This window comes from Streptococcus sp. 2018WUSS126 (assembly GCF_044427425.1).
In the GTDB taxonomy this organism is placed as follows: domain Bacteria; phylum Bacillota; class Bacilli; order Lactobacillales; family Streptococcaceae; genus Streptococcus; species Streptococcus hashimotonensis.
On the sequence record NZ_JAOTGB010000002.1, the window covers coordinates 48,839 to 60,796 of the forward strand.

Sequence of the window (11,958 nt, forward strand, 5' to 3'; positions counted from 1 at the left end):
GGTATAATAGGGACAAGTACACACAAAGGAGTCTTCATTGCAAGGAAGAATTATCAAGGCCTTGGCTGGTTTTTACTATGTCGAGGCAGATGGACAGATTTATCAAACCAGAGCCAGAGGAAATTTTCGTAAGAAAGGACAAACGCCCTATGTAGGTGATTTTGTGGACTTTTCTGCGGAGGAAAACTCAGAAGGCTATATTTTAAAGATTCATGAGCGAAAAAATAGCTTGGTTCGACCTCCTATCGTCAATATCGATCAGGCGGTGGTTATCATGTCGGCTAAGGAACCTGATTTTAATGCCAATCTACTAGATCGTTTCCTAGTGCTTTTGGAACAGAAGGACATGGATCCCATTATCTATATCTCTAAGATGGACTTGGTAGAAGAGCGGACGGAGATGGATGCCTTCAAGGCTATCTATGAGAAAATTGGCTATCCGTTTGTCTATAGTTTGGAGGAATTGACGCCATTATTGCAGGATAAGGTGACGGTCTTTATGGGGCAGACAGGGGTTGGCAAATCGACTCTTCTCAATCGCATTGCACCAGAATTAGCCTTGGAAACAGGGGCGATTTCAGATAGTCTGGGGCGTGGTCGTCATACCACTCGTGCGGTCAGCTTCTACAATGTCTTCGGTGGGAAAATTGCGGATACGCCAGGTTTCTCATCCCTAGACTATGAAGTCAAGGAGGCTGAGGCTCTGACAGATTGTTTCCCAGAAATTGCGGAAAGCAGCCAGAACTGCAAATTTAGGACCTGTACCCACACCCATGAGCCGGATTGTGCGGTCAAAGAAGCTGTTGCCAGCTCGGCCATTTCCCAAAGTCGCTTTGACAATTATCTTCAATTCCTCAGCGAAATCCAAAATCAGCGCGAAACCTATACCAAGGTAAGTAAGAAATTCAAATAGAAAGTTGGTTCTGTATGTCACATTATAAGATTGCACCGTCTATTTTGGCGGCAGATTATGCAAATTTTGAAAAAGAGCTCAAGCGTCTAGAAAAGACAGGTGTGGAGTATGTGCACATTGATGTCATGGACGGTCATTTCGTGCCAAATATCAGCTTTGGGGCGGATGTGGTTGCGGCTATGCGTCCTCATAGCAAGCTGGTTTTCGATTGCCATTTCATGGTGTCCAATCCTGAAAATCATATTGAGACCTTTGCCCGTGCGGGTGCAGATATTGTAACCATTCATGCAGAAGCAACGGTTCACCTGCATGGGACCTTGCAGAAAATCCGTGCCGCTGGTATGAAGGTGGGGGTGGTCATCAATCCAGGTACACCACTTGTAACCATTGAGCCTGTGCTCAACTTGGTGGATCAGGTTCTGCTTATGACGGTCAACCCAGGTTTTGGTGGACAAGCCTACATTCCAGAAGTGGCTGAGAAGATTGAGGCCTTGGTCAAACTTCGTGAAGCCAAGGGCTTGACCTTTGACATCGAAGTGGACGGCGGGATTGACGATAAGACCATTCATTCAGCCAAAAATGCGGGTGCCAATGTCTTTGTGGCTGGTTCCTATCTCTTCAAAGGAGACTTGGATGCCAACGTTGCCAAATTGAGAGCGGCCCTCCATGATTAAGATTGCTGTCATTGCAGGCGGTTCCTTTGACTGCCTTCCTGAGCCTGCCGACCTCTATGTGGGGGTAGATGCAGGCTCTCTTCGTCTTCTGGACCATTCCTTGCCTCTTGACTGGGCCATCGGTGATTTTGACTCGGTGACACCTGAAGAGTTGGGGCGGATAAAGGGTCAAGCAGAGCGGTTTCTGCAAGCTCCTGCTGAAAAAGATGATACAGATTTGGAGCTTGCCTTAAAGGAAATCTTCAAGGCATATCCGCAGGCCCAGGTTCGCATATACGGTGCCTTGGGAGGCCGCATGGACCACATGATGGCTAATCTCTTTCTGGCTGCAGAGCCGGACTTGGCAATTTATATGGAGCAGATTGAATTGGTGGACAGTCAGAACATCGTCCGTTTTCGACCTGCAGGTCAGCACCGTTTGTCACCGATTGCTGGTATGAAGTACATTTCCTTTATGCCGTCGGACCAGAGCCGCCTGACCATTCGTCATGCCAAGTACCCGCTGGATGCCAGCAATTATTTTTTCAAAAAATGTTATTCCTCTAACGAATTTATAGATAGAGACATAGACATTCAACTGGATAAGGGCTACGTGGTCCTTATCTACAGTAAGGATAAGAATTAGATGGATATTGTATTACTTATTTTGCTGATACTGGTCTTGCTCGCCTTGGTTTTTCTTTATGGAAAATGGCAGAGCTTGGCCCTGCTTTTGCAAGATCAGGCAGAAGACACAGCAGACAACTTGTCTGATCAGCTCAGCTATCAACTAGAAAATGCAACCCTCAAACAGCAGCAAGCCATTCATCAGGAAGTGGAAAGACTCCGCACGGAGCTTTACCAACAGCTAACCGACATCCGTCAAGAGCTGAATAAGAGCCACTTGGAAACGCGAGATGCCACCGACCGCCGTTTACAGGCCATTCAGGAGTCCAATGAAAAACGCCTGGAAGAAATGCGGCAGACGGTCGAGGAAAAGCTGGAGAAAACCCTGCAAACCCGCCTACAAGCCTCCTTTGAAACGGTGTCCAAGCAGTTGGAATCGGTCAATCGTGGCCTGGGTGAAATGCAGACGGTAGCGCGTGATGTGGGCAGTCTTAACAAGGTGCTGTCTGGGACCAAAACCCGTGGTATCATGGGTGAATTGCAGCTGGGACAGATTATCGAGGATATTTTGACACCTAGCCAATATGAGCGAGAGTTTGCCACGGTTTCAGGCTCTAGTGAGCGCGTGGAGTATGCGGTCAAGCTACCAGGACGGACTGAAGGCGATTATATCTACTTGCCAATCGATTCCAAGTTTCCGCTGGCGGATTACTACCGCTTGGAAGATGCCTACGAAAGTGGGGACAAGGACCAGATTGACCTCCATCGGAAAAATCTCTTGGCCGCTATTAAACGTTTTGCCAAGGACATTCAGAGCAAGTACCTCAATCCGCCTGAAACCACCAACTTTGGCGTGTTGTTCTTGCCAACCGAAGGGCTGTATTCAGAAGTGGTCCGCAATCCCATTTTCTTTGATGACCTACGCCGTCAGGAAAATATCGTGGTAGCAGGACCGACCACTCTTTCTGCCCTGCTCAATTCTCTCTCCGTCGGCTTTAAAACCCTCAATATTCAACGGTCGGCCGATGATATTTCCAAGGTCTTGGGCAATGTCAAGCTGGAATTTGGCAAGTTTTCTGACCTCTTGGTCAAAGCCCAAAAGCAACTCAATCAGGCCAGCAGCAATATTGACAAACTCCTAACCACTCGCACCAACGCTATCGAGCGTAGTCTTCGTACCATTGATCTGTACGAAGATGACCAAACCAAGGGACTGCTTGGCCTGTCCCCATTAGATGAGGAAGATAATGAAAATTAACCAAATGAAAAAAGATGAATTCTTCGAAGGATTCTATCTCATCAAGACCGCAGAAGTCCGTCAAACACGGGCTGGCAAAGACTACCTAGCTCTGACCTTCCAGGATGATACTGGTGAGATTGAAGGCAAGGTCTGGGACGCCCAACCAGGGAAAATAAAGGATTTTACTGCTGGGACAGTTGTTCACATGCAGGGACGCCGCGAAGTTTACAATAATACACCCCAAGTCAATCAATTGGTTCTCCGTTTGCCAAAAGCTGGTGAACCCAACGACCCTGCCGATTTCAAGGAAAAACCACCTGTGGATGTCAAGGATACCAAGGACTATTTGAGCCAGATGATTTTCCGCATCGAAAATGCCACTTGGCAGAGGATTGTCCGTGCTCTTTACAGCAAGTACGACAAGGAATTTTATTCCTATCCAGCGGCCAAGACCAATCACCATGCCTTCTATTCAGGTTTGTCCTTCCATACAGCGACCATGGTCCGCTTGGCAGATAAAATTGGTGACATCTATCCTCAGCTCAACAAGAGCCTGCTCTTTGCAGGAATCATGCTGCATGACTTGGCCAAGGTTATCGAACTGACAGGCCCTGATAACACAGGCTACACTGTCCGTGGCAATTTGATTGGACACATTTCCCTAATTGATGAAGAGATTACCAAGGTTTTGGTGGAATTGGGCATTGATGATAGTCTGGAAGAAGTGACTGTTCTGCGCCACGTTATCCTCAGCCACCACGGTCTCTTGGAGTATGGTAGCCCAGTCCGTCCGCAGATTATGGAGGCGGAAATCCTCCACATGATTGACAATATCGACGCGGAAATGATGATGATGCTATCGGCCTTGGACAAGGTCGGCCCAGGTGAGATGACCAACCGCATCTTTGCCATGGATAACCGAGCCTTCTATAAGCCCAATATCGACTGATGGCAGTTAGGATAGTGTCTCGACAGCCCCTCACCAAAGGCTGGTCCACGGACCAAAAGTACAAGGTCCAGCTAGAAGATGGTCGCTTTGGTCTGTTGAGAATAGCAGAGCGACCAGCCTATGAGGCTAAGCGATTAGAGTTTCAGTTAGTTGAAAAACTGTTTGATCAAGGTTTGCCTGTGGCAGAGCCACTAAGTTTTTGGGCGGATGACTTGTCAGTCTACACCCTCTATGAATGGGTGGAAGGTCAGGACATGAATGAAGTGGCTTCCGATCTGTCTGATTCTGTCTTGTATGATTTGGGCTGTCAGGCTGGACAGTTTTTGCGAACCTTGCATGCCCTACCGATTGACCAAAGTCAACGGGACTGGAACAGTTTTTATCAGGCTAAGATTGACAGTAAAATCAAGGCTTACCAAGCAACTAGTCATTCCTATCCAAATGGTCAAGCTATGATAGACTTTGTCCAGGCCAATCGTCACTTGCTTGAAGGGAGACCGATTGCCTACCATCATGGAGATTTTCATACAGGGAATTTTCTACTGGGAAGAGATGGAAAACTAAAAATCTTAGACTTTGATCGCTACGATATAGGAGATCCCTGGGAAGAATTCAACCGTTTGATTTTCACGGCAGATTTGTCTCCAGCCTTTGCGCGTGGTCAGGTAGATGCCTATTTTGACGGAGCTATTCCAGAGGAATTTTGGAGACTCATGGCTCTTTATGTAACAGTAAACAGTCTAGGCGCTCTTTCTTGGGCAGAACAAGTAGATTCCGAACAAATTCCATTGATGAAGTTGCAAGCGCAGAAGATTTCTGAATGGTATGAATATTTTAATCATCATTTTCCAAAGTGGTATATGTAAGCGATAAACAAAATACGAAAAAGACGGACTTTTTAATCAAAAAAGTTCGCTTTTTGTAGTTTATTGTGATATAATAGAAAAAAGTGAAAGAGGATGATTTTATGAAATTAAGAAGAAGTGAGCGTATGGTTGTCATTTCCAATTACCTCATCAACCACCCTTATGAATTAACCAGTTTGAATACCTTTGCGGAAAAGTATGAGTCGGCAAAGTCTTCGATTTCAGAGGATATTGCCATCATTAAAAAGGCTTTTGAGGAAAGCTCTATCGGGCATATTGAAACCATTACTGGTGCCAGTGGAGGAGTTGTTTTTACTCCATCGATCTCTAAGGCAGAGTCTGTCGAAATTGCACAGGCCCTTCGTGACCAGATGGCCGAAAGTAATCGTATCTTGCCAGGCGGTTATATCTATTCATCTGACTTGCTGTCTACACCGCATATTTTGAAAAATGTCGGTCGTATCATTGCAGATGCTTTCAAAGATGAAAAGATTGATGCGGTCATGACAGTTGCGACTAAGGGTGTCCCTTTGGCCAATGCTGTTGCCAATGTCCTTAATGTACCGTTTGTTATTGTGCGTCGTGATTTGAAAATCACAGAAGGTTCAACCGTTTCTGTCAACTATGTGTCAGGATCTAGCGACCGTATCGAAAAGATGTTCCTGTCTAAGCGTAGTTTGAAGGCAGGGAGCCGTGTCTTGATCGTCGATGACTTCTTGAAAAATGGTGGCACCATCAATGGTATGATTAGCCTTTTGTCTGAGTTTGACTCAACCTTGGTAGGTGTGGCTGTCTTTGCGGAAAACCAAAAAGGGGACCGTAGCGTAGCTAACTACAAATCTTTGCTCGCTGTGACCGACATCAATGTCAAGGAAAACCGAGTTGATGTAGAGTTGGGAAATATTTTTGAATAACATTTACCAACCTGCACTTAAAGAGATGTAAGGTGGTCCCTATTTAGATTATTCGTGCATAAAGAAAAAGCTGAATTTTCAGCTCAGATTGGAGGAAGGTTTGTTTCGGACATCTTCCTTCAATCTTTTTTTGCTCTGTAGTCAAAATAGTATAAAATTTTTACAATTATGTTTTGCCCCGGCTAAATGATTATTTTTCTATAAATAAAGTTGCATATATGGTTGTATTTTTGGCTTTTTTATTATATAATGGATTAGTAATTATAAGACAAAAGGAGAAAGATATGTCACGTATTAAATTAACCCCAGATGAGCTCCGTACTTCTGCGATTCGCTATACAGAAGGTTCAGATAACATTGATGCTATTTTATCATCTTTGTCAAATGAGCAATCTGTTATTCGTGAAAACTGGGAAGGTACAGCTTTTGACAGTTTTGATGCTCAATTTGAAGCGCTTAAGCCAAAAATTGTTGAATTTTCTGAGTTGCTTCGAGATATCAATGCCCAATTGAATAAAGTTGCTGACATTATCGAGCAAACAGATGCAGACATTGCAGCGCAAATCAATGGCTAAGGGTTGACGAAGTTCAAATGCTAGGAAGGCGCCAGCCTTCCTATTTTTTATCGAAATGAAGGAGATATGAAAAATGGATAAACAGCGCATTTTGAAGTATGGGAGAAATGCTTTGCTGGTCTTACTTTTGCTTCTATCTATCATTGGATTAAATATTGCCGTTCAGAACAACACGAGTATTTCCAAGAAAGAGCAAGAAGCAGGGCGACAAAATATTAAGCTGGATGTTGCCTTGGTCAATGAAGATAATACTGTAACCCTAAATGGTACGGAATATAATCTTGGTGCTAGTTATGCAAAAAATATAGAAAAAAATACTGCCCATAACTGGTCAACAGTCAGTCGTGGTACGGCTGACAAGGGCCTAAAAGAAGGTCATTACCAATTGTTGGTGACCATCCCAAGCGATTTTTCAACAAAAATCTTGGATATCAACAATACCAATGTTGATAAAGCGACAATCACATATAAGATTAATGCAAATGGTAATTTGCAGGTAGAGAATGAAGCTGTTAAGGTGGCAAAAGGAATTATTGCAGACCTACAGAGTCAGCTGATTGATATGTATATGGCCAGCATTCTCGGGAATCTTTATCAGGCACAACGAAATGTTCAGACCTTGTCAGATACAAAGGTGAGCAATATTGCTGTTTTTAGGAACAATCTCTATCAAACAGCTGTTGATTTTAAGACACTTTTTCCGAATTTGACTTCGACGGCTGATTCAACATTGGCAGCTAATAATCTTTTGAAAGAAGCGCTTTCTGGCAATGTGACGGCATATGATAGCCTAAATACTGCTCAGACGGGACTAAAAGATAATTTAGCTACCTTGATTGAACAACGAAATCAGGGAAAACTATCACAGGAAGAATTTTCAGCTTCGCTTTTAGCAATGAATAGCTCTGTACTCAGTGCTGAAACGGATCAGTTGTTTGCAACGATTAAAACGACCCAAGAGGTGCTCTCGGGGCAGTTGGGGGCAGCAGCGATAGACGAGACGGGTGAAGCTAGTGGCTATGTTGGTTTGGTTGAAAAATTGGATCAAGCCATTGCCGATTTACAGGTAGCAATTGAAGCTGCGAGTACGAAATTAGCAGAGCATGAGGCTGCGATTTCTGACTTTGCTGAAACACATTTAACCACTTACTATGGTGATAGTCTGAAAACAATCCACATTGGAGCGGTTTTGGGTAAGAGTACAGAGTTGCCGGTTTCTCTAGCATCCTATCAAACGAGCTTAGACCAGTTGATTTTGAATCAATTGGCAGGTTTACCAAGCTTGACTCCTGCAGATCTGACTGCTGATTTAAACAAATTGGATCCAAAGGCAGCGAGTCAGATTCAATTTGACGCAGCATTTGCGCAAGCGCATTTTGGTGAACACTTTGTAGCTTCTAATGATTTGAAAGAATTACAGGCTCTTGCTAAAGAGTTAGAACCGCATCTTCAAGCTGCTGCAGATTTTAAAATTCCTACTCCAACAACTCGTGCTACTCTTTCCTTAGAAATTCCTAGCGGGTTTGATTTGGTATCTTGGGAATTGAATGGCAACAGCTACACCAATCCTAGTGAAGTTGTTGCCTTGCAAAAGGATAATACAGTAACCGTCACTCTCCAATATGAAAAGAGTCAGACGACCACGGTTTCAACAACGGTAGTAACGGATTCAACTTCAACTTCGTCAACGACGGGTTCGAGCTCATCGGAAGAGAATACTGCATCGACTACGTCACCGTCCACTGGTACACCTGTCACGACAACTGAGATGGCGAAGGGGAGTGTCAAAGTAAGTGTTAATAATCTGGAAGTCACAACAGCAGGATTTGATTGGGAAAACTTCTTAAAAGAACAGGAAGCTTATCGTAAAGCAGAGGTTGCCTATGCTGCAAAAGTTAGTGAAATCATTTCCAAGTATAATCAAGCTAATCGTTTATTAGAACAATATTATCCTGTTAATACTGTAACTGGTGAACGTAGCAGTTTGACGGATAGTTTCTTCAACCAAGACGCGAAATCCCTGTTGACCTCTTTAGTCACGAGCTCCATTACAGCTAATTTACAATCCTATTCTGAAGCGCGTGCACAAGATCAAGCTTTGAAGGAAAGATTGGCTGAGTTAGAAGGACGCAAACAAGAATTAAAAGATCAACTCCAATATATCAGCACGACAAATAGTGATTTGGCTCAACAGATAGCGAATCAGCTGGCATTTTTGGAGGATGTCAAGGCACGAGTTCAGTCTATTGCAGATGGTCAAGAGCAACAAACTGCTCTTCAAGGAACGCATGATACAGAACTTGCGGCGCTCGCTACTGAATTGGACGCTTCCCTTTCTATTACAGGTGAGGTAAAATCCCTTTCGGAACAGAACGTTGAGGAGGCGACTAATGTCAATACCGTCTTCACTACATTTACTAATGATGTACAGGCTGCTCAAGAAAGCGGAGAGAATCTATCTTCTGAGGCAACTGCCCTGATGGAGAGGTTTGAATCAGAATTGGCTGAAAATGGCGACTTTGTAAAAACCTTTACTTCTGTCTTAAGCAATACCTATGACAATGGCGTGCCAAATGAAGTGATTTTGGATTTCTTGTCCGCACCATTGACAGAATCGTCTTCATCTGTAAAAGCAACAGTCAACACCTACAGACCTTTCACCTGGATTTTACTCTTGGAGATGGTGGCCCTGTTTGCAGCTTATGTTTTTGGTACTCATCGTGTGATTAAGGCTGTGAAAGATAAGTTTAAAGTGAGCCGTCTAGAGGATACAGATTTAGTAACGGTGACTGTGCTCAGCATTCTATCACTTCTGGTCGGTGGATTGATCGGGGTTGTATCAAGTCAACAGTTGCAGATTGATAGCGAGTTGATCCCGACTTGGGTGCTGATGATTACCTTGTTTAGCTTATTACTAGTACAAGGTCAGTATCTATTGATAAAAAATGCCAAAGGACTTGGTATGGGGATTAGCTTCTTCATGGTTATCAGCTTTATTTACCTATCCAATGCCATTGGTACAACTGCTAGTTTGACAGGCCTGCCTGCAACACTGAAAGCCATCAACCCTCTTTCTGTTTTAGAAAATAGTTTGTCTGGTTACTTTGATGGCGAAGCTGCCAGTCTGACAGTGATTGCTACGGCGCTCGTATTGGGGCTTGGTTTTGCGGCTTTGAATGCTTTTGTTGATGTGGAAAAATTCCTAAATAAAAAAGAGGATTAAATGAAAAAGATAGCACTTGTTCTTAGTTGCCTGGTTCTCTTTCTTCCGGTTGGGATAGAAGCGTCCGAACTTGGAGACAATAGTCTTCAAATTGATAGTTCACGCATTGAAGTAGAAAAAGAAAAGAAAATAGGTAGTCAGGATTTACTGGTCCAATCTTTGTTTTTGGCACCAGATCAAGCAGAATTGACTGCCAAAAAAGAAGCTGATCAAGTCTTATTAGAGCATCAGCTAAATAGCCTATTCCAAACTGGTGAGAAACCAAGCACGGATATTTTGCAAGTGGGGACCTTGTTTGATACTCGGACCCATAAGGTGATGACAACCAAGGTAGATAGTGGGACAGAGGGAGCTCCAGCAGGGCTTCTCTCTGGCCTGTTTTTTGCTTCTATTGTAGTTGGCATTCTATTGCTTGCAAGTTTAGCAACCTATTTGATGGGTAAGGATGAAGTAGGCCAGGAATAATCTTCTAGTGGTCTATTGGAGGAGATGAGATGGAGACGCATATCAATGTTACCTTACATGATGGAGGACGAATCAGGGACTTACGGATTCCGACTCACATTGAGGTTAGGAGATTAATCAAGGAGTTGGATAGCATCTTCGAAAAAGAGAATGCTAGAAAAAAATACCAACTCCATGTTGTTAATAAGGGGTTTGTTTTGGACGAAGGGAAAGTATTAGCCGATTATCCTGTGACAACGGGAGATATTGTAGAGGTTTTGGAGGTTTAGGGTGAAAGAAGAAACATTTGTCTTTGGTGGACAGGAATTTGTCTTTTTAAAGGGTGATAAAGAGTGGCACCTTGATGTAAAACGGTCTGATGTGGCAACGCAAGAGCTAACTGACCTGCTCTTGTTGGATTTGCACCACCCTCAATTTTTACAACAGGAAATGACGGTGGATGAAGATACTGTTCATTTCACCTATCATCTGGATGCATTTGGGCAAACCTTTGAGGACATGAAGGAGAAAGAGGTCTCTGAAAAACTACGACTTTCTCTCAATGTTTTAGAATTGAAGCAGGCTTTGAAATTGCCAATCACCTTTTTCGTGCATCCGTCATCTGTCTTTATTACTAAGGATGGTCGGGTCAAACTAGCCTATCGGGCTATCCCGGAGAAGATGGTGCCTCAGACCTTGGATGTTACGGATTTGTTGAAGCAATTAAAATCTTATATCCTTGCCTTATTTACAGAGCATGATTTTATGGACCTTTACAATGGTGCGCTGGATGTGGTTCCTGTACCGGAGTTCTTAGATACCATTCGCAAGGCAGAGGATATGGATAGTTTGGAAGGACTTTTGCAGGGCTATTTTCAGGATAAGTTGGAGGAGGAGAAGGCGACTTTGACAAGGGTTTCTCGCTCCAAGCACCGTCTCTATCGCTATGCGACCATCTGGCTTTCTGCCCTGGCAGGATTATTGGTCTTGCCGCTGATTTATCTAGTTTTCATGCACAATCCTTTCAAGGAAAAAATGCTGGATGCGGATACGGCCTTCATCAAGGTGGACTATCCTGGGGTGATTAGTGAGTTGGAGCGGGTAGAGGTTTCTAATCTTCCCTACACTCAAAAATACACTCTTGCCTATGCCTACATCCAAGGGTTTGATTTGAGTAATGAACAACGTTCTGTTATCTTAAATAATGTGACGCTCAAATCAGATGAGCAATATTTGGACTACTGGATTGAAATTGGTCGTGGTAATAGCCAAGAAGCTTTGGATTTGGCCAAGCGTTTGGATGATTCGGATTTGATTTTGTATGCTCTTTACCAGCAAATGGAACAGGTTCGTGAAAATACGACTTTGTCGGGGGAAGAGCGGGAAACAACCTTGGATGAATTGAAAGCGGAGTATCAAAAGTATTGGGATACCCGAACTACGATTTTGAATGAAGATGGGTCACAGGTGAAAACAGGTACAAGTTCGACGTCTAGTTCAACCTCTTCTACAGAGTCATCATCAACGAGTCCATCGAGCTCGAGTGGGGAGTAA

Annotated in this window: 12 protein-coding genes; all 12 read left to right on the forward strand. The window is 43.7% G+C overall.

The features are described 5' to 3' along the window. The first annotated feature begins 37 nt into the window (after window positions 1-37). The 12 genes from rsgA (at window position 38) to essB (ending at window position 11,958) form a co-directional block, all read left to right on the forward strand. On the forward strand, window positions 38-913 hold the full coding sequence (gene rsgA, locus ODU34_RS01390; protein ID WP_105178671.1) for a ribosome small subunit-dependent GTPase A: 876 nt from the start codon (window positions 38-40) through the stop codon (window positions 911-913). 14 nt (window positions 914-927) lie between these two features. After that, window positions 928-1,587 carry a ribulose-phosphate 3-epimerase gene (rpe, locus tag ODU34_RS01395; protein ID WP_105178672.1) on the forward strand — a complete coding sequence of 220 codons (660 nt, stop codon included), beginning with the start codon at window positions 928-930 and terminating at the stop codon, window positions 1,585-1,587. Further along, the gene (locus ODU34_RS01400; RefSeq protein WP_105178673.1) at window positions 1,580-2,212 is read left to right on the forward strand and encodes a thiamine diphosphokinase; all 633 of its coding nucleotides are present in this window, start codon (window positions 1,580-1,582) and stop codon (window positions 2,210-2,212) included. The genes rpe and ODU34_RS01400 overlap by 8 nt, the downstream gene beginning before the upstream one ends. Further along, window positions 2,213-3,451: a DNA recombination protein RmuC gene (locus ODU34_RS01405; RefSeq protein ID WP_024407307.1), complete on the forward strand. Its 1,239-nt coding sequence runs from the start codon at window positions 2,213-2,215 to the stop codon at window positions 3,449-3,451. Then, the gene (locus tag ODU34_RS01410) at window positions 3,441-4,382 is read left to right on the forward strand and encodes a 3'-5' exoribonuclease YhaM family protein (RefSeq protein ID WP_024414601.1); all 942 of its coding nucleotides are present in this window, start codon (window positions 3,441-3,443) and stop codon (window positions 4,380-4,382) included. The genes ODU34_RS01405 and ODU34_RS01410 overlap by 11 nt, the downstream gene beginning before the upstream one ends. Then, window positions 4,382-5,248, forward strand: a complete 867-nt coding sequence (locus ODU34_RS01415) for an aminoglycoside phosphotransferase family protein (RefSeq protein ID WP_105178674.1) — start codon at window positions 4,382-4,384, stop codon at window positions 5,246-5,248. The genes ODU34_RS01410 and ODU34_RS01415 overlap by 1 nt, the downstream gene beginning before the upstream one ends. A 101-nt stretch (window positions 5,249-5,349) precedes the next feature. Next, complete coding sequence (gene purR, locus ODU34_RS01420; RefSeq protein WP_002938438.1) at window positions 5,350-6,162, forward strand: pur operon repressor; 813 nt, start codon at window positions 5,350-5,352, stop codon at window positions 6,160-6,162. A 284-nt stretch (window positions 6,163-6,446) separates the two neighbouring features. Then, complete coding sequence (locus tag ODU34_RS01425) at window positions 6,447-6,737, forward strand: WXG100 family type VII secretion target (protein ID WP_013730614.1); 291 nt, start codon at window positions 6,447-6,449, stop codon at window positions 6,735-6,737. A gap of 73 nt (window positions 6,738-6,810) precedes the next feature. Continuing rightward, entirely contained in the window at window positions 6,811-9,960 is a 3,150-nt protein-coding gene (esaA, locus tag ODU34_RS01430) for a type VII secretion protein EsaA (protein ID WP_205014612.1), read from the forward strand. Beyond that, window positions 9,961-10,425 carry a type VII secretion protein EssA gene (essA, locus tag ODU34_RS01435; protein ID WP_013730613.1) on the forward strand — a complete coding sequence of 155 codons (465 nt, stop codon included), beginning with the start codon at window positions 9,961-9,963 and terminating at the stop codon, window positions 10,423-10,425. 29 nt (window positions 10,426-10,454) lie between these two features. Next, complete coding sequence (locus tag ODU34_RS01440) at window positions 10,455-10,694, forward strand: EsaB/YukD family protein (protein WP_024413501.1); 240 nt, start codon at window positions 10,455-10,457, stop codon at window positions 10,692-10,694. 1 nt (window position 10,695) lies between these two features. Then, window positions 10,696-11,958 (forward strand): type VII secretion protein EssB, encoded by a 1,263-nt coding sequence (essB, locus tag ODU34_RS01445; RefSeq protein ID WP_024414605.1) that lies wholly within the window; start codon window positions 10,696-10,698, stop codon window positions 11,956-11,958.